This window comes from Citrobacter sp. Cm038 (assembly GCF_030333105.1).
Taxonomy (GTDB): Bacteria; Pseudomonadota; Gammaproteobacteria; order Enterobacterales; family Enterobacteriaceae; genus Citrobacter; species Citrobacter murliniae.
The window spans coordinates 137,549-155,029 of sequence record NZ_JAOWGO010000024.1 but is presented as its reverse complement, the minus strand read 5'-3'; the positions used below and the strand labels follow the sequence as shown (position 1 = coordinate 155,029).

General features: G+C 51.2%; 17 protein-coding genes. 9 read left to right on the top strand and 8 right to left on the bottom strand.

Features of this window, described 5'->3' with window-relative positions; genetic code table 11:
* Window positions 1–23 precede the first annotated feature (23 nt).
* The 5 genes from dnaE (at window position 24) to tilS (ending at window position 8,525) form a co-directional block, all read left to right on the top strand.
* Complete coding sequence (gene dnaE / locus OGY01_RS18095) at window positions 24–3,506, top strand: DNA polymerase III subunit alpha (protein WP_045440012.1); 3,483 nt, start codon at window positions 24–26, stop codon at window positions 3,504–3,506.
* A 12-nt stretch (window positions 3,507–3,518) separates the two neighbouring features.
* Window positions 3,519–4,478: an acetyl-CoA carboxylase carboxyl transferase subunit alpha gene (accA, locus tag OGY01_RS18090; protein WP_286493474.1), complete on the top strand. Its 960-nt coding sequence runs from the start codon at window positions 3,519–3,521 to the stop codon at window positions 4,476–4,478.
* A gap of 99 nt (window positions 4,479–4,577) precedes the next feature.
* Complete coding sequence (gene ldcC / locus OGY01_RS18085) at window positions 4,578–6,716, top strand: lysine decarboxylase LdcC (RefSeq protein ID WP_045440018.1); 2,139 nt, start codon at window positions 4,578–4,580, stop codon at window positions 6,714–6,716.
* 65 nt (window positions 6,717–6,781) lie between these two features.
* A complete protein-coding gene (locus OGY01_RS18080; RefSeq protein ID WP_045440020.1) occupies window positions 6,782–7,171 on the top strand; it encodes a VOC family protein in 390 nt (129 codons plus the stop codon).
* 61 nt (window positions 7,172–7,232) lie between these two features.
* Entirely contained in the window at window positions 7,233–8,525 is a 1,293-nt protein-coding gene (gene tilS, locus OGY01_RS18075) for a tRNA lysidine(34) synthetase TilS (protein WP_045440022.1), read from the top strand.
* A 75-nt stretch (window positions 8,526–8,600) separates the two neighbouring features.
* Here tilS and rof read toward each other — a convergent pair whose 3' ends face one another.
* Together rof and OGY01_RS18065 are read right to left on the bottom strand one after the other, a co-directional pair.
* On the bottom strand, window positions 8,601–8,861 hold the full coding sequence (gene rof, locus OGY01_RS18070; RefSeq protein ID WP_045440024.1) for a Rho-binding antiterminator: 261 nt from the start codon (window positions 8,859–8,861) through the stop codon (window positions 8,601–8,603).
* Complete coding sequence (locus tag OGY01_RS18065) at window positions 8,848–9,048, bottom strand: YaeP family protein (RefSeq protein WP_005132083.1); 201 nt, start codon at window positions 9,046–9,048, stop codon at window positions 8,848–8,850. Before OGY01_RS18065 ends, rof begins: the two co-directional genes overlap by 14 nt.
* A gap of 199 nt (window positions 9,049–9,247) precedes the next feature.
* On the opposite strand from OGY01_RS18065, the gene OGY01_RS18060 reads away from it, so the two are divergent.
* The 3 genes from OGY01_RS18060 to nlpE are packed head-to-tail and all read left to right on the top strand — an operon-like array spanning window position 9,248 to window position 10,942.
* Window positions 9,248–9,793 carry a YaeQ family protein gene (locus OGY01_RS18060; RefSeq protein WP_045440028.1) on the top strand — a complete coding sequence of 182 codons (546 nt, stop codon included), beginning with the start codon at window positions 9,248–9,250 and terminating at the stop codon, window positions 9,791–9,793.
* Window positions 9,790–10,212, top strand: a complete 423-nt coding sequence (arfB, locus tag OGY01_RS18055) for an alternative ribosome rescue aminoacyl-tRNA hydrolase ArfB (RefSeq protein ID WP_045440031.1) — start codon at window positions 9,790–9,792, stop codon at window positions 10,210–10,212. Before OGY01_RS18060 ends, arfB begins: the two co-directional genes overlap by 4 nt.
* A gap of 31 nt (window positions 10,213–10,243) precedes the next feature.
* Entirely contained in the window at window positions 10,244–10,942 is a 699-nt protein-coding gene (gene nlpE / locus OGY01_RS18050) for an envelope stress response activation lipoprotein NlpE (RefSeq protein ID WP_286493472.1), read from the top strand.
* A gap of 46 nt (window positions 10,943–10,988) precedes the next feature.
* Here nlpE and proS read toward each other — a convergent pair whose 3' ends face one another.
* From proS to metN, 6 genes are all read right to left on the bottom strand, one after another.
* The gene (gene proS, locus OGY01_RS18045; protein WP_048222024.1) at window positions 10,989–12,707 is read right to left on the bottom strand and encodes a proline--tRNA ligase; all 1,719 of its coding nucleotides are present in this window, start codon (window positions 12,705–12,707) and stop codon (window positions 10,989–10,991) included.
* Between the two features lie 110 nt (window positions 12,708–12,817).
* On the bottom strand, window positions 12,818–13,525 hold the full coding sequence (gene tsaA / locus OGY01_RS18040) for a tRNA (N6-threonylcarbamoyladenosine(37)-N6)-methyltransferase TrmO (protein ID WP_045440036.1): 708 nt from the start codon (window positions 13,523–13,525) through the stop codon (window positions 12,818–12,820).
* Window positions 13,522–13,926: an envelope stress sensor lipoprotein RcsF gene (gene rcsF / locus OGY01_RS18035; protein WP_045440039.1), complete on the bottom strand. Its 405-nt coding sequence runs from the start codon at window positions 13,924–13,926 to the stop codon at window positions 13,522–13,524. Before rcsF ends, tsaA begins: the two co-directional genes overlap by 4 nt.
* A gap of 116 nt (window positions 13,927–14,042) precedes the next feature.
* Window positions 14,043–14,858 carry a methionine ABC transporter substrate-binding lipoprotein MetQ gene (metQ, locus tag OGY01_RS18030; protein ID WP_045440042.1) on the bottom strand — a complete coding sequence of 272 codons (816 nt, stop codon included), beginning with the start codon at window positions 14,856–14,858 and terminating at the stop codon, window positions 14,043–14,045.
* A gap of 44 nt (window positions 14,859–14,902) precedes the next feature.
* Window positions 14,903–15,556, bottom strand: a complete 654-nt coding sequence (locus OGY01_RS18025; RefSeq protein ID WP_003018471.1) for a methionine ABC transporter permease MetI — start codon at window positions 15,554–15,556, stop codon at window positions 14,903–14,905.
* The gene (metN, locus tag OGY01_RS18020; RefSeq protein ID WP_045440046.1) at window positions 15,549–16,580 is read right to left on the bottom strand and encodes a methionine ABC transporter ATP-binding protein MetN; all 1,032 of its coding nucleotides are present in this window, start codon (window positions 16,578–16,580) and stop codon (window positions 15,549–15,551) included. The genes OGY01_RS18025 and metN overlap by 8 nt, the downstream gene beginning before the upstream one ends.
* A gap of 189 nt (window positions 16,581–16,769) precedes the next feature.
* Here metN and gmhB point away from each other — a divergent pair, with 189 nt between their 5' ends.
* A complete protein-coding gene (gene gmhB, locus OGY01_RS18015) occupies window positions 16,770–17,336 on the top strand; it encodes a D-glycero-beta-D-manno-heptose 1,7-bisphosphate 7-phosphatase (RefSeq protein WP_045440049.1) in 567 nt (188 codons plus the stop codon).
* The last annotated feature ends 145 nt before the right edge of the window (window positions 17,337–17,481 follow it).

Here is a 17,481-nt window from a genome sequence, read left to right as displayed (position 1 = left end):
AATAAGTAAACCGGAATCTGAAGATGTCTGAACCACGTTTCGTCCACCTGCGGGTGCACAGCGACTACTCCATGATTGATGGGCTGGCAAAAACCGGACCGCTGGTAAAAAAGGCGGCCGCATTAGGCATGCCTGCGCTGGCGATCACCGATTTTACCAACCTGTGTGGTCTGGTGAAGTTTTACGGAGCGGGTCATGGCGCGGGCATTAAGCCAATTGTTGGCGCTGATTTTCATGTTCGTAGTGAACTGTTTGGTGATGAGCTCACTCAACTGACCGTGCTGGCGGCCAATAACACGGGTTACCAGAACCTGACATTGTTGATATCGAAAGCCTATCAGCGTGGCTATGGTGCTGAAGGGCCGGTTATCGACAAAGACTGGCTGGTCGATTTAAAAGATGGATTAATTTTGCTTTCCGGTGGTCGCATGGGCGACGTCGGGCGCAGCCTGCTGCGTGGTAACAGCGCACTGGTCGATGAGTGCGTGACGTTTTATGAAGAACATTTTCCCAATTGCTACTTCCTGGAACTGATCCGCACCGGCAGGCAAGACGAAGAAAATTATCTGCATGCCGCAGTGGCTCTGGCCGAAACGCGTGGTCTGCCAGTGGTGGCGACCAACGATGTTCGCTTCCTTGAAAGCGGAGATTTCGACGCGCATGAAATTCGCGTTGCGATCCACGATGGTTTCACTCTCGATGATCCGAAACGCCCGCGCAACTATTCGCCGCAGCAGTATATGCGCAGCGAAGAGGAGATGTGCGAGCTGTTCTCCGACATCCCGGAAGCGCTGCAAAATACTGTCGAGATAGCCAAACGCTGTAATGTGACGGTACGTTTGGGCGAATATTTTCTGCCGCAGTTCCCGACTGGTGATATGACCACGGAAGACTATCTGGTCAAAAAATCCAAAGAGGGGCTGGAAGAGCGTCTGGCATTTTTGTTCCCGGACGAAGCCGAGCGTCAAGAGAAGCGCCCACCCTATGATGAACGCCTGGATATTGAACTTCAGGTTATTAACCAAATGGGGTTCCCGGGTTACTTCCTGATCGTTATGGAGTTTATCCAGTGGTCAAAAGATAACGGTGTACCCGTTGGGCCGGGACGTGGTTCCGGTGCGGGCTCGTTGGTTGCTTATGCATTAAAAATTACCGATCTTGATCCGCTGGAATTCGATCTGCTGTTCGAACGTTTCCTCAACCCGGAACGTGTCTCGATGCCTGACTTCGACGTTGACTTCTGTATGGAGAAGCGCGACCAGGTAATTGAGCACGTAGCGGATATGTATGGCCGTGACGCGGTATCGCAGATTATTACCTTTGGTACGATGGCGGCAAAAGCGGTTATCCGCGACGTAGGCCGCGTGCTGGGGCATCCGTACGGTTTTGTTGACCGTATTTCTAAACTGGTGCCACCCGATCCGGGGATGACGCTGGCGAAGGCCTTTGAGGCTGAGCCGCAACTGCCTGAAATTTACGAGGCTGATGAAGAGGTCAGGGCGCTGATCGACATGGCGCGTAAGCTGGAAGGTGTCACACGTAACGCCGGTAAACATGCTGGTGGTGTGGTCATCGCGCCAACTAAAATTACTGACTTTGCGCCGTTGTACTGCGATGAGCAGGGGCTGCACCCGGTTACTCAGTTTGATAAGAACGATGTGGAATACGCCGGGCTGGTGAAGTTTGACTTCCTCGGCTTGCGAACGCTCACTATCATCAACTGGGCGCTGGAGATGATAAACGCTCGCCGTAAGAAGAACGGTGAGCCACCGCTGGATATCGCCGCCATTCCGCTCGACGATAAAAAAAGTTTCGATATGCTGCAGCGTTCAGAGACGACAGCTGTTTTCCAGCTTGAATCTCGCGGTATGAAGGATCTGATCAAGCGCCTGCAGCCTGACTGCTTCGAAGACATGATCGCTCTGGTGGCGCTGTTCCGCCCAGGTCCGCTGCAGTCAGGGATGGTAGATAACTTTATCGACCGTAAACACGGTCGTGAAGAGATTTCCTACCCGGACGTACAATGGCAGCATGAGTGCCTGAAACCGGTGCTGGAGCCGACCTATGGCATTATCCTGTATCAGGAACAGGTCATGCAGATAGCTCAGGAGCTGTCGGGCTATACTCTTGGCGGCGCGGACATGTTGCGTCGTGCGATGGGTAAGAAAAAACCGGAAGAGATGGCCAAGCAGCGCGGCACCTTCGAAGAAGGGGCGAAAAAGCGTGGTGTAGATGGCGAGCTGGCGATGAAAATCTTTGACCTGGTGGAGAAATTCGCCGGTTACGGATTTAACAAATCGCACTCAGCGGCCTATGCGCTGGTCTCTTACCAGACGCTGTGGCTGAAAGCGCATTACCCTGCTGAGTTTATGGCAGCGGTAATGACCGCCGATATGGATAACACCGAAAAGGTGGTGGGGCTGGTGGACGAATGCTGGCGCATGGGGCTAAAAATCCTGCCGCCAGATATCAACTCCGGGCTGTACCATTTCCATGTTAATGATGACGGCGAAATTGTGTATGGCATCGGCGCGATAAAAGGCGTGGGTGAAGGGCCAATTGAAGCTATCATTGAAGCGCGTAATAAAGGTGGCTACTTCCGCGAGCTGTTTGATCTCTGTGCCCGCACAGATATTAAGAAGCTTAATCGCCGGGTGTTGGAAAAGCTAATCATGTCCGGGGCGTTTGACCGCCTTGGCCCGCATCGCGCTGCGTTGATGAATTCGCTTAATGATGCGCTTAAAGCTGCCGATCAGCATGCGAAAGCTGAAGCTATCGGTCAGGCCGATATGTTTGGTGTACTGGCGGAAGAGCCGGAACAAATTGAACAATCCTACGCCAGCTGCACGCCGTGGCCGGAGCAGGTGGTATTAGAGGGTGAACGTGAAACGTTAGGACTTTACCTGACCGGACACCCTATCAATCAGTATTTAAAAGAAATTGAGCGCTATGTCGGAGGCCACAGGCTGAAAGACATGCATCCGACAGAACGTGGTAAAGTTACCACTGCTGCGGGGCTCGTTATTGCTGCGCGGGTAATGGTCACCAAGCGCGGTAATCGTATCGGCATTTGCACACTGGATGACCGTTCCGGGCGTCTGGAAGTGATGTTATTCACCGATGCTCTGGATAAATACCAGCATTTGCTGGAAAAAGACCGCATACTTATCGTCAGCGGACAGGTCAGCTTTGATGACTTCAACGGCGGGCTTAAAATGATGGCCCGTGAAGTCATGGATATTGACGAAGCCCGGGAAAAATATGCTCGCGGGCTTGCTATCTCGCTGACGGACAGGCAAATTGATGACCAGCTTTTAAACCGACTCCGTCAGTCTCTGGAACCCCACCGCTCGGGGACAATTCCAGTACATCTCTACTATCAGAGGGCGGATGCACGTGCGCGATTGCGTTTTGGCGCAACGTGGCGTGTCTCTCCGAGCGATCGTTTACTAAACGATCTCCGTGGCCTTATTGGTTCGGAGCAGGTGGAACTGGAGTTTGACTAATACAGGAATACTATGAGTCTGAATTTCCTTGATTTTGAACAGCCGATTGCAGAGCTGGAAGCAAAAATCGATTCTCTGACTGCGGTTAGCCGTCAGGATGAGAAACTGGATATTAACATCGATGAAGAAGTGCATCGTCTGCGTGAAAAAAGCGTAGAACTGACGCGCAAAATCTTCGCCGATCTTGGCGCATGGCAAGTAGCCCAACTGGCTCGCCATCCACAGCGTCCATATACCCTGGATTATGTCCGCCTGGCGTTTGATGAATTTGATGAGCTGGCGGGCGATCGTGCCTATGCGGATGACAAAGCTATCGTCGGCGGCATCGCGCGTCTGGATGGTCGTCCGGTGATGATCATTGGTCATCAGAAAGGTCGTGAAACCAAAGAAAAGATCCGTCGTAACTTTGGTATGCCAGCACCAGAAGGCTATCGCAAAGCGCTGCGTCTGATGGAAATGGCCGAACGCTTCAAGATGCCGATTATCACCTTCATCGACACCCCTGGGGCTTACCCGGGGGTGGGCGCGGAAGAACGTGGTCAGTCTGAAGCGATTGCGCGCAACCTGCGTGAAATGTCACGTCTGAGCGTGCCGGTTATCTGCACCGTTATCGGTGAAGGTGGTTCCGGTGGTGCGCTGGCGATCGGCGTGGGCGATAAAGTGAATATGCTGCAATACAGCACCTATTCTGTTATCTCCCCGGAAGGCTGCGCGTCCATTCTGTGGAAAAGCGCAGACAAAGCGCCGTTGGCGGCAGAAGCGATGGGCATTATTGCGACGCGTTTGAAAGAGCTGAAGCTTATCGACTCCATCGTTCCGGAACCACTGGGTGGTGCGCATCGTAATCCGGAAGCAATGGCAGCGTCGCTGAAGGCACAATTGCTGGCCGATCTGGCCGATCTTGACGTGTTAAGTATGGAAGAGCTCAAAAATCGTCGTTACCAGCGTCTGATGAACTACGGTTACGCGTAAACTGTATTTATTCTGAAAAGGGCCACAACACTGTGGCCCTTTTTTTTACCTGCGGTTTGACCAGGCTATGATTAACTAAGGTTTTTCCAGGAGGAACGCATGAACATTATTGCCATCATGGGACCGCATGGCGTCTTTTATAAAGATGAGCCCATCAAGGAACTTGAACGTGCGCTGCAGCAGCAGGGGTTTCAGATTATCTGGCCGCAGAATAGCGTCGACCTGCTGAAATTTATCGAACACAATCCGCGCATTTGCGGTGTTATTTTTGACTGGGATGAATACAGCCTGGAGTTGTGTAGCGATATCAATCAGCTAAATGAATATCTCCCACTGTACGCTTTTATTAATACCCATTCGACGATGGATGTCAGCGCCCACGATCTGCGCATGGCGCTGTGGTTTTTTGAGTATGCGCTTGGTCAGTCCGAAGATATAGCGACGCGTATTCGGCAGTACACCAGTGAATATCTCGATAACATTACGCCTCCCTTTACCAAAGCGCTGTTTACTTATGTGAAGGAAGGGAAGTATACCTTCTGTACGCCAGGGCATATGGCGGGAACGGCGTACCAGAAAAGCCCGGTGGGATGCCTGTTCTATGATTTCTTTGGCGGCAACACGTTAAAGGCTGACGTGTCCATTTCTGTGACTGAGCTGGGGTCGCTATTGGACCATACAGGTCCACACCTGGAAGCAGAAGAGTATATCGCTCGCACCTTTGGCGCAGAGCAAAGTTATATGGTCACCAACGGCACATCGACGTCGAATAAGATTGTTGGGATGTATGCCGCCCCTACGGGAAGTACGTTATTAATTGATCGCAACTGTCATAAATCTCTCGCGCATTTATTGATGATGAGTGATGTGGTGCCCATTTGGCTGAAACCCACACGTAATGCGCTGGGGATCCTCGGGGGAATTCCGCGCCGCGAATTCTGCCGCGAGAGTATTGCACGTAAGGTAGAGGAGACTACGCAAGCACAGTGGCCGGTGCATGCAGTTATCACTAACTCGACCTACGACGGTCTGTTGTATAACACTAACTGGATTAAACAAACGCTGGATGTCCCTTCAATTCATTTTGACTCTGCCTGGGTGCCTTACACGCATTTCCATCCGATTTACCAGGGGAAAAGTGGCATGAGCGGTGAGAGGGTTCCAGGTAAAGTCATCTTTGAAACGCAGTCCACCCACAAGATGTTGGCCGCGTTGTCGCAGGCGTCTTTGATTCACATTAAAGGGGATTATGACGAAGATACCTTTAATGAAGCCTTTATGATGCACACCTCGACCTCACCCAGCTACCCCATTGTGGCATCGATTGAAACAGCGGCGGCGATGCTGCGTGGTAATCCCGGTAAGCGGCTAATTAACCGCTCGGTGGAGCGCGCGCTCCATTTCCGTAAAGAGGTACAGCGACTGCGAGAAGAATCGGACGGTTGGTTCTTCGATATCTGGCAGCCGGAAAAAGTAGATCAAGCGGAATGCTGGCCCGTCGCTCCTGATGAAGGCTGGCATGGGTTTAATGATGCTGACGCTGACCACATGTTCCTCGACCCGGTAAAAGTCACTATTCTGACGCCGGGAATGGATGAACAAGGAAATATGAGCGAAGAAGGGATCCCTGCCGCGCTGGTAGCAAAGTTCCTCGATGAACGCGGTGTCGTGGTGGAGAAAACAGGTCCGTATAATCTGTTGTTCCTGTTCAGCATTGGGATTGATAAAACCCGGGCAATGGGCTTACTGCGAGGACTTACTGAGTTCAAACGCTCATATGACCTTAATTTGCGCGTTAAAAACATGCTGCCGGATTTGTATGCTGAAGATCCTGATTTTTATCGCAATATGCGTATTCAGGATCTGGCGCAAGGGATCCATAATTTGATCCGCCAGCATGATCTCTCCGGGTTGATGCTACGGGCATTTGACACCTTGCCGGAAATGAAAATGACGCCGCATCAGGCCTGGCAGCGACAAATTAAAGGCGAAGTGGAGACCGTGACGCTCGATCAACTGGTGGGGCGCGTTTCTGCCAATATGATCCTGCCTTATCCACCTGGTGTACCGCTGCTGATGCCGGGGGAAATGATCACTGAAGAAAGCCGTGCTGTACTCGATTTCCTGCTGATGCTGTGTTCAGTAGGCCATCATTACCCCGGATTCGAAACAGATATTCATGGCGCTAAACTGGGCGAGGACGGTGTGTATCGTGTGAGAGTCCTAAAAATGGCATAACAACTTGCCTGAACCGACTGCGGATGAGTAATGTGCGAAAAGAAAACTAAAGAGGCAAACACGCTATGCTGGGATTAAAACAGGTTCACCATATTGCCATTATTGCGACGGATTACGCGGTCAGTAAGGCATTTTACTGTGATGTGCTGGGCTTCACGTTGATGAGTGAAGCCTACCGTGAAGAGCGTGACTCCTGGAAAGGCGACCTCGCGTTGAATGGGCAGTATGTGATTGAGCTTTTTTCCTTTCCTTTTCCGCCTGGCCGCCCCAGCCGACCAGAGGCTTGCGGTTTACGTCACCTGGCGTTTAGCGTTGAGAACGTGGAAGCCGCAATAACCCATCTGGAAGATCATAATGTGAAATGCGAGCCGATACGCGTCGATCCTTTTACTGGTAAGCGCTTTACGTTTTTCAACGATCCAGACGGATTGCCTCTTGAACTGTATGAACTGTAAGTCTTGTTATTGTGGCTTTAGCCCGGTAACGTGCCGGGCAATGCCATTGTAAGCAACTATCATGACGACACTCACACTGAACACTTCACTTCTGAACGCTAACCAGATCCTCGTCGCTTTTAGTGGCGGCCTGGACTCTACCGTGCTGTTGCATCAACTGGTGCAGTGGCGAACGCAGCACCCTGAAGTCTCCTTGCGCGCTATCCATATCCATCATGGGTTAAGTCCCCACGCTGATGAATGGGTGACCCACTGTGAATCGATATGTGCGCAATGGCAGGTACCACTGGTGGTTGAGCGGGTACAGCTGCAGGACGATGGGTCAGGAATAGAAGCTCAGGCGCGACGGGCACGCTATCAGGCGTTTGAACAGACACTGTTGTCGAATGAAATACTGATGACCGCCCAGCATCTTGATGACCAGTGCGAAACATTTTTGCTCGCACTAAAACGTGGCAGTGGCCCCGCTGGGCTTTCTGCGATGGGTGAAAGTTCACCGTTTGCCGGAACCCGGCTTATTCGCCCACTGCTAACACAAACGCGAGACGAACTTGAAAAGTGGGCGCGGACGCATGCGTTAAGCTGGATTGAAGACGAAAGCAATCAGGTTGATGCTTATGACCGCAATTTCTTACGCCTACGCATTATTCCACTCCTGCAACAACGCTGGCCGCATTTTGCGGAGGCTACAGCCCGCAGCGCCTCGCTGTGCGCCGAGCAGGAGAGTTTACTGGATGAGTTACTTGCTCAAGATTTAGCTGACTGTGTCACCGCTCAAGGTACGCTGCGACTGGAACCATTAATGATGAAGAGCGATGTGCGGCGTGCGGCGCTGCTTCGTCGCTGGCTGGCTGGGTTGAATGCACCGATGCCCTCCCGGGATGCTTTGGAGCGTATCTGGCAGGAAGTCGCGCTGGCGCGGGAAGATGCTGTACCCCGTTTGTGCTTTGGCGGGTACGAAATTCGTCGTTACCAGTCACAGCTGTGGTGGGTTAAATCTGTTGTCGGGCAAAGTGAAACGGTGATTCCATGGTCATGCACGAAAACACCGTTGGTGTTGCCTGCCGGGCTGGGAACGGTGCTGTTACTTCCCGATGGCGAATTACGAAAACCGCGAGCGAATGAGACAGTCAGTATTCGGTTTAAAGCTCCTGGACTCTTGCATATTGTCGGGCGTAACGGCGGGCGTAAGCTCAAAAAAATCTGGCAGGAGCAGGGGATCCCTCCCTGGCGACGAGATACCACACCGTTGCTATTTTACGGCGATACGCTGATTGCAGCTGCGGGAGTATTTGTAACGCGTGAAGGTATGGCTGAGGAAGAAGAGAGTGTGCGCCTGCTATGGCATGCCTGATGATGGCGCTGCACTTATCTGGCCTACGGATTGTAGGCCAGATAAGGTTTGTGCATCGCCATTCGGCAAAGGGGATTAAGATTCGCTGACCACCACGGTACCGATTTCCGGGTGGCTGAAGCTGGCAATTTTGTCGAGGCGAAGTTCACGGGTTTCACCTGCGACTTCTGCAACCAGATACTCCACATTTTTGCGGGAAACCAGGTCATTCGCTTTCGCCTGCAGAACTTCGCCATCTTTTAGCGCCAGCGTCAGTAACAAATGGTGCTGGCAGGCGAGCTCAAGATTGTCGTAATCATCACAGTTAATGGGTTGATACGTTTCATTCATTGACATAATCGCTCACCAGTAAGTTCGCGGCCGCATATGCCGCCTTTTCCCTGACCGACTCTGAAAGGGCGCTGTCTGCAGCCACTTCATTCAGTACCTTCAATACGCAACCCAGCGCATCCGGGACATACCCTAAGTCTCCGCTGGCAATTTCCGCGTACCGCTTGCGTATTAACTCACAATATTTTTCCACATGCCCTCCTGTCAGCACTCTGACTTAACCGTGGATGCAAGTCTAAGCCTACGAAGATAAACTCTGTTTAGCAAGGTGACTATACCATACTCATTCAAGCAATATCAGCGCCTTGATAGAGGACACCCACGCTACTGGTTAGCAGCCTTTTGGCGCAGATTTCGCTACAATGGACGCCTGATTCGAAAGGAGTTCTCTCATGGCGCTTAAAGCGACAATATATAAAGCCGTAGTCAATGTGGCGGATCTTGACCGCAACCAGTTTCTTGACGCGGCATTGACGCTGGCGCGTCACCCCTCAGAAACCCAGGAACGCATGATGCTGCGCCTGCTGGCGTGGATTAAATATGCTGACGAACGGTTACAGTTTACGCGGGGATTAAGCGCTGAAGATGAGCCGGAAGCGTGGTTGCGTAATGATCATCTGGGTATCGATTTATGGATTGAACTCGGTTTGCCGGATGAACGCCGTATCAAGAAAGCATGTACTCAGTCTGCAGAAGTTGCTTTGTTTGCCTATAACAGCCGTGCGGCTCAAATCTGGTGGCAGCAAAACCAAAGTAAGTGCTCTCAGTTTGCTAATTTATCCGTGTGGTATCTGGATGATGAGCAACTGGCGCAACTGAGTGACTTTGCTGGCCGAACAATGACGCTTCAGGCGACTATCCAGGATGGGGCTATCTGGCTGTCAGATTCTCAGAACAATCTGGAAATTCATTTGAGCGCGTGGCAGCAACCTTCATGATTGTTATCTCCCGAAATGTCTCTATTCCTGATAATGAGCTGGAAATCACGGCAATCCGGGCTCAGGGAGCAGGTGGGCAGCACGTTAATAAGACTTCGACGGCTATCCATTTGCGCTTTGACATTCGGGCCTCTGGCCTGCCAGAGTATTATAAGGAACGTCTGCTGGCTGCCAGTCATCATCTGATCAGCGGCGATGGTGTCATTATCATTAAGGCACAGGAGTACCGTAGCCAGGAGCTTAACCGGGAAGCGGCAATATCCCGACTGGTGGCGGTCATTAAAGAGTTAACCGCAGTGCAAAAAAGCCGACAGGCAACTCGCCCTACGCGCGCGTCGAAAGAGCGTAGGTTGTCATCAAAGGCGCAGAAATCCACAGTGAAGGCACTGCGAGGTAGGGTTCGTCGCTCGCAAGACTGACGAACGGGAATAAAAAAATTATAAGGAATTCATGGTGAAAACAGCGATATTGTCAGTAGCGGCTGCATGTACGCTCTTTGCCTTGATCGGCTGTAATAATCGTACTGAAGTTGATGTACTACAGCCGACACGGGCGGCAGAATTAAAACCGATGCAGCAAAGCTGGCGCGGTATATTACCTTGTGCGGACTGCGAAGGTATTGAAACCTCTTTGTTCCTCGAAAAAGACGGAACATGGGTGATGAATGAACGCTATCAGGGTGTGCGGGATGAACCCTCTTCGTTTGCTTCATATGGGACATGGGCCCGTACTGCCGATAAACTGGTGCTGACAGACAGCAAAGGCGAAAAATCTTACTATCGGGCAAAAGGTGAGGCGCTGGAGATGCTCGATCGTGAAGGTAATCCGATTGAGTCGCAGTTTAACTATACCCTTCAGCCGGTTTCAGCCAGTTTGCCGGTTACGCCAATGCCGATGCGTGGTATGTATTTCTACATGGCGGATGCGGCAGTATTTACCGACTGCGCAACGGGAAAACGTATGCCGGTGGCGAATAATGCCCAGCTTGAACGCGACTATTTAGCCGCGCGCGCGGAAACGGGACAATCTGTTCTGTTGACTCTGGAAGGGCATTTCACGCTGGAGGCGAACCTGGATACAGGCGAGAAAGTGAAAACGCTGATGGCAGATAAAGACGCGAAGTTTGTGCCAGGAAAAGCGTGTAATTAATCGATAAAGTAAAAAGGCCCTGAAGAATCAGGGCCTTTTGCTGGTATTAGCCTTTTATCGCTTTTACCAGATAGTCGACGATGTCGCCGGTTTTAATCAGCTGTTTCTCGCCGTTACGACGGTATTTGTATTCGATATCATCGTTATCGAGGTTACGGTCGCCGAGTACGATAGTGTGTGGTATACCGATAAGCTCCATATCGGCAAACATTACGCCAGGACGCTCTTTACGATCGTCCATCAGCACTTCGATGCCCTGTGCGCGCAGTTCAGCGTACAGCTTCTCTGCCAGTTCCTGCACTCGGTAGGATTTGTGCATGTTCATAGGCAGAATCGCTACCTGGAACGGTGCAATGGCATCCGGCCATACAATACCGCGATCGTCGTAGTTCTGCTCAATGGCTGCCGCGACCACGCGAGTTACCCCGATACCGTAGCAGCCCATAGTCAGAATCTGATTACGGCCATCTTCGCCCTGAACTGCGGCTTTCAGCGCTTCAGAGTATTTGGTACCCAACTGGAAGATGTGACCGACTTCGATACCACGTTTAATCAGCAATGTACCTTTACCGTCCGGGCTTGGGTCACCTGCCACTACGTTACGGATGTCTGCAACTTCAGGTGTTGCTACATCACGATCCCAGTTAATACCGAAATAGTGTTTGCCGTCGATGTTGGCACCGGCAGCGAAATCGCTCATTACTGCAACGGTACGATCGATAACGACCGGGATCGGCATATTCACCGGACCGAGAGAACCTGGACCTGCTTTCACTACGGCTCGAATTTCTTCTTCGGTAGCGAAGGTTAGCGGGCTGGCAACCTGCGGCAGTTTTTCTGCTTTGACTTCGTTTAGCTCGTGATCACCACGAACCAGCAGAGCAACCAGCGGGTAGCTACTGCCTTCAACGGCTTTTACCAGCAGAGTTTTAACGGTTTTTTCAATTGGCAGATTGAATTGCTCAACCAGCTCCGCGATGGTCTTCGCGTTTGGTGTATCAACCAGCGTCATTTCCTGAGTAGCGGCTGCACGAGGTTCTTTCGGCGCAACGGCTTCAGCAAACTCGATGTTGGCGGCAAAATCGGAACTGTCAGAGAATACGACGTCATCTTCGCCGCTCTGTGCCAGCACCTGGAATTCGTGAGAAGCACTGCCGCCGATAGAGCCGGTATCAGCCTGTACAGCACGGAAATCCAGCCCCATACGGCTGAAGATTTTGCTGTATGCGGCATACATCGCATCGTAGGTTTCCTGCAGAGATTCCTGAGAAGTATGGAAAGAGTAAGCATCTTTCATCAGGAATTCGCGGGAACGCATTACGCCGAAACGTGGGCGTACTTCGTCACGGAATTTCGTCTGGATTTGGTAGAAGTTCAGCGGCAGCTGTTTGTAAGAGCTGAGCTCGTTACGAATCAGGTCGGTGATGACTTCTTCATGCGTTGGGCCAAGTACGAATGAACGATCGCCACGGTCAGCAATACGCAGCAGTTCCGGGCCGTACTGTTCCCAACGACCACTCTCTTGCCACAGTTCAGAAGGCTGAACGACTGGCATCAACACCTCGATCGCACCGGCGTTGTTCATCTCTTCACGCACGATGTTTTCGACTTTTTTCAGGACGCGCACGCCGGTCGGCAGCCAGGTATATAACCCGGAGGCCAGCTTGCGGATCATCCCGGCGCGCAGCATCAGCTGGTGGCTGATAACCTCGGCGTCGGCAGGTGTCTCCTTCAGAGTGGAGAGCAGATATTGGCTAGTACGCATGTTGTTACGGTTCCAGTTGGACGATCGAACAGGCTCAATGCGAGCCTGACACAAAAAAAGTGATTTAGTTTACCAGCGAGAAAGGGATGTCAAAAGAGAAGGGCGCGAAATTACCGGGGTTCAAGCGCAAAGACTTCGAAACCCTCTTCCGTCACACGCCAGCGCACGTTGAAATCGTGTAACCAGACGGCGTACGTTTTGCCTGTCTCTTCACCCTTACGATACGCAGGACGCGGGTCCTGTGCCAGTACTTCACCAATAAATGTTTTTAGCTGCGGATAACGTGTTTCCAGAGCCAGAAGCTGCTGCTCAACCTCGGCGGTAAAACTTACGCCCATTTCGGCAACTGGAGCATGTTGCGCGTAGCTGGCGGTGGCATCGGGTAATGCTTCGGCAAACGGCAGGTAGGGCTTGATATCTACAACCGGTGTACCATCGACCAGATCCAGACTACCCAGCTTCAGAATGACGCTCTCTTTCTGGCAGACAATCCCTTGCAACTCGACCAGCGACATGCCGACAGGGTTAGGGCGAAAGGTTGAACGCGTGGCAAAGACGCCCATTCTGGCGTTACCACCAAGTCGGGGCGGGCGTACGGTCGGGCGCCATCCACCGTCCATCGTCTGGTGAAAGACGAAAATAATCCATAAATGGCTGAACGCTTCCAGGCCGCGAACAGCATCGGCCTGGTTATACGGTGCGAGCAAATGCAGTTCGCCGCAGGCACTTTTTACCAGGCCAGGCTGGCGTGGAACGGCGAATTTTTCTTTATAAGGAGAGCGGATAACGCCTATTTGCTCGAACTGAAAATGACTCATTTAGTCGAAATATTCAGTGCAGAACCGATGCAAACTGCCTGACGATAGCAACCAGGTGTACCACTGGTGACTTCACAGCTGTGCAGCAATACGGCATTAGCTTTCATTTTAGATGCGTTAATCTGCATGCGTTTGCGTGCGGTTGGAATGCTCGGAGGGGAATCCTGGTTTGATGCCTGGCAGGACTCGCCGCTCACTTCACCGAGATCGCGGAACGGTTTGCCAACTAAGTCTTCTGCATTGGTATAAATTCTCACCGGCACTGCGCGTGGTGCTTTCGGTTTTTCCGGCTCCGCTTTAGGCGGGGTTGCGGTGCTTTGAACGGGTTCAACAGGGGATCTGCTTAACATAGAACAGCCGCTCAGCATGAGTGCTAATAAACAGATCGGTAAAGCACGCATAATGTTTCCTCAATGAATGATCTAAACGTCAGATATTGAATCAGGTGCTTGCATAAATGACAAGACGGGCAAGCGCCCGTCCTGATGATATTACAAATTTTGGAAACAGCCTAAAATTACCAGCCCTTAACAGCGCCGCCATTAAAGACCTTGTTTGCCGCTTCGTAAACTTCGTCTGACTGATACGCCTCAACGAATTTCTTCACGTTCTCAGCGTCTTTATTGTCTTCACGAGTGACGATCAGGTTTACATACGGGGAATCTTTATCTTCAACAAAGATGCCATCTTTTGCCGGTGTCAGGCCAATCTGGCTGGCATAAGTGGTGTTAATAACGGCCAGAGCGATTTGCGCATCGTCCAGTGAGCGTGGCAACTGAGGTGCTTCCAGCTCAACCAGCTTCAGGTTTTTCGGGTTTTCAACAACGTCCAGGGCAGTCGGCAACAGACCTACACCATCTTTCAGTTTGATCAAACCCACTTTTTGCAGCAGCAGCAGGGAACGACCAAGGTTAGTCGGGTCGTTTGGAATTGCGACCTGAGAACCTTCCTGCAGTTCATCCAGTGATTTGATTTTTTTGGAATAACCCGCAATTGGGTAAACGAATGTATTACCTACGGCAACCAGTTTGTAACCGCGATCTTTGATCTGCTGATCCAGATAAGGTTTGTGCTGGAAGGCGTTGGCATCGATATCACCTTTGCTCAACGCTTCGTTAGGCAGAACGTAATCGTTGAAAGTTACCAGTTCAACGTCCAGACCGTATTTCTCTTTCGCGACTTTCTGCGCAACTTCTGCAACCTGCTGCTCTGCGCCAACAATAACGCCCACTTTGATGTGGTTAGGATCTTTTTCATCCTGACCACAACCCACAAGTGCCAGAGAACCGATCAGGGCTCCAACTGCCGCAAAGGTTTTGAATTTGAACGCCATGCTTATTTCCTTTTCTTAATGAGTTTTTTGTGTTGTGTGCAACGTTATTTGTGCGTGACAGCCCGGACGATGCGATCGCCGGATAACTGAATTAAATAAACCAGAACTACAAGTAATACCAGTACTGTATTCATCACGGTAGCATTGTATCCAATATAACCGTATTGATAGCCAATCTGTCCAAGACCACCGGCACCGACGGCACCGCCCATCGCAGAATAGCCGACCAGGGTGATCAGTGTGATAGTCGCCGCATTCACCAGACCTGGCAACGCTTCCGGCAGCAACACCTTACGTACGATCTGCAATGGTGTAGCACCCATTGCGCGTGATGCTTCTATCAGTCCGGTAGGGATTTCCAGCAGCGCATTCTCAACCATGCGGGCAATAAATGGTGCGGCGCCAACGGTCAACGGGACGATGGCTGCCTGCAAACCAATAGAGGTGCCAACAATCATGCGGGTAAACGGAATCATCCAGACCAACAGAATAATGAACGGGATGGAACGGAAAATGTTTACCAGTGCAGACAGCGTACGGTAAAGTTTCGCGTTCTCAATGATTTGTCCGGGACGCGTCACGTACAACAGCACGCCGACGGGCAGGCCAATCACAAAACCAAAAAAACCGGACACAAAGGTCATTGCCAGCGTTTCCCATACGCCGCGAACCAGCAGCCACATCATCGGCTCAGACATAACCCAGTACCTCTACTTTTACATGGTGTTCCTGCAGCCAGTTGATGGCCGCTTGCGTATCTTCTTGTGTACCGTGCATTTCAGTCAGCATGATGCCGAACTTCACGCCACCGGCGTAATCCATTTGCGCGCTGATAATATTGTTATTCACATTAAAGCGACGTGCTGTTTCAGAGAGCAATGGCGCATCCACCGAATGCCCTGTGAATTCCATCCGCAGCATTGGAACACTGTCGTTTTCGGGCTCTGCTTTTAAGCGCTCCAGATAATCTTCCGGAATGTCCAGATGTAGCGTGGACTGGATAAATTTCTGCGCCAGCGGCGTTTTCGGGTGTGAAAACACTTCGCTGACGGTGTCCTGCTCAATCAGTTCACCATTACTGATAACGGCTACGCAGTCACAAATACGTTTTACGACATCCATCTCATGGGTAATCAGCAGAATGGTTAATCCAAGACGACGGTTAATGTCTTTCAATAATTCCAGTATCGAACGAGTGGTTGCTGGATCGAGTGCGCTGGTGGCTTCATCGCACAGCAACACCTTAGGATTGCTGGCCAACGCACGGGCAATGGCGACGCGCTGTTTCTGCCCACCTGAAAGGTTAGCGGGAAAGCTGTCATGCTTATCGCCAAGGCCAACTAAATCCAACAGCTCCGACACGCGACGTTTAATCTCTTCTTTGGGGGTGTTATCCAGCTCCAGCGGAAGCGCGACGTTACCAAAAACAGTACGGGACGACAGCAGGTTAAAGTGCTGGAAAATCATGCCGATTTGACGGCGAGCTTTGGTCAGCTCAGATTCAGAAAGCGTTGTTAGCTCCTGGCCACCGACCTGTACGCTGCCTTCAGTAGGGCGTTCGAGTAAGTTAACGCAGCGGATTAACGTGCTTTTACCAGCGCCTGAAGCGCCAATAACGCCATAAATCTGCCCGGCAGGAACATGCAGGCTGACATTGTTCAGCGCCTGAATAGAGCGAGTCCCCTGTTGGAACACTTTGGTGATATTCGAAAGTTTAATCATTGGTTATTTATTATCGTAATTAAGTTAGCCGTGGCATTTTCGTCTGTCTGGTACGGTCAAAGCCGTTAACAAGATGGATGTTAAGGCATCCAGACGTCTAAATCAATCGGGGTTTGCACGATGAGCACTTTCTTGCCCGCAGAAACATGCGATACTAGAGCGACATGCCTTATTCAGGAGCTATAAAAGGTGGCAAAGTCTGTACCCGCAATTTTTCTCGACCGTGACGGCACCATTAATGTGGACCACGGTTATGTACATGAGATCGACGAGTTCGAGTTTATCGAAGGTGTCATTGATGCCATGCGTGAGCTTAAAAGTATGGGTTACGCACTTATTGTAGTGACGAACCAGTCTGGTATCGCTCGCGGTAAATTTACCGAAGCGCAGTTCGAAACGCTCACTGAATGGATGGACTGGTCGCTGGCCGATCGTGATGTTGATCTGGATGGTATCTATTATTGTCCTCACCATCCGCAGGGAACAGTAGAAGAGTACCGTCAGGTCTGCGATTGCCGTAAACCGCATCCGGGCATGCTTATCTCTGCTCGAGACTTTCTGCACATTGATATGGCCGCTTCTTATATGGTGGGCGACAAAATAGAAGATATGCAGGCGGCGACAGCGGCGAATGTGGGGACAAAAGTATTAGTGCGTACAGGCAAACCTGTCACCCCGGAAGCAGAAAATGCGGCAGATATAGTGCTAAATAGTCTGGCTGACCTGCCATCGGCGATAAAAAAGCAGCAAAAGTAAGCGTTGTGGATAAAAGGTGAGCGGTTGAAACAAAAATGCATTTTTCCGCTTGTCTTCCTGAGGCGACTCCCTATAATGCGCCTCCATCGACACGGCGGATGTGAATCACTTCACACAAACAGCCGGTCCGGTTGAAGAGAAAACC

Coding starts and splice junctions, on each gene's coding strand:
- dnaE (WP_045440012.1), top strand. CDS start 24: ATGTCTGAACCACGTTTCGTCCACCTGCGGGTGCACAGCGACTACTCC.
- accA (WP_286493474.1), top strand. CDS start 3,519: ATGAGTCTGAATTTCCTTGATTTTGAACAGCCGATTGCAGAGCTGGAA.
- ldcC (WP_045440018.1), top strand. CDS start 4,578: ATGAACATTATTGCCATCATGGGACCGCATGGCGTCTTTTATAAAGAT.
- OGY01_RS18080 (WP_045440020.1), top strand. CDS start 6,782: ATGCTGGGATTAAAACAGGTTCACCATATTGCCATTATTGCGACGGAT.
- tilS (WP_045440022.1), top strand. CDS start 7,233: ATGACGACACTCACACTGAACACTTCACTTCTGAACGCTAACCAGATC.
- rof (WP_045440024.1), bottom strand. CDS start 8,861: ATGTCAATGAATGAAACGTATCAACCCATTAACTGTGATGATTACGAC.
- OGY01_RS18060 (WP_045440028.1), top strand. CDS start 9,248: ATGGCGCTTAAAGCGACAATATATAAAGCCGTAGTCAATGTGGCGGAT.
- arfB (WP_045440031.1), top strand. CDS start 9,790: ATGATTGTTATCTCCCGAAATGTCTCTATTCCTGATAATGAGCTGGAA.
- nlpE (WP_286493472.1), top strand. CDS start 10,244: ATGGTGAAAACAGCGATATTGTCAGTAGCGGCTGCATGTACGCTCTTT.
- proS (WP_048222024.1), bottom strand. CDS start 12,707: ATGCGTACTAGCCAATATCTGCTCTCCACTCTGAAGGAGACACCTGCC.
- tsaA (WP_045440036.1), bottom strand. CDS start 13,525: ATGAGTCATTTTCAGTTCGAGCAAATAGGCGTTATCCGCTCTCCTTAT.
- rcsF (WP_045440039.1), bottom strand. CDS start 13,926: ATGCGTGCTTTACCGATCTGTTTATTAGCACTCATGCTGAGCGGCTGT.
- metQ (WP_045440042.1), bottom strand. CDS start 14,858: ATGGCGTTCAAATTCAAAACCTTTGCGGCAGTTGGAGCCCTGATCGGT.
- OGY01_RS18025 (WP_003018471.1), bottom strand. CDS start 15,556: ATGTCTGAGCCGATGATGTGGCTGCTGGTTCGCGGCGTATGGGAAACG.
- metN (WP_045440046.1), bottom strand. CDS start 16,580: ATGATTAAACTTTCGAATATCACCAAAGTGTTCCAACAGGGGACTCGC.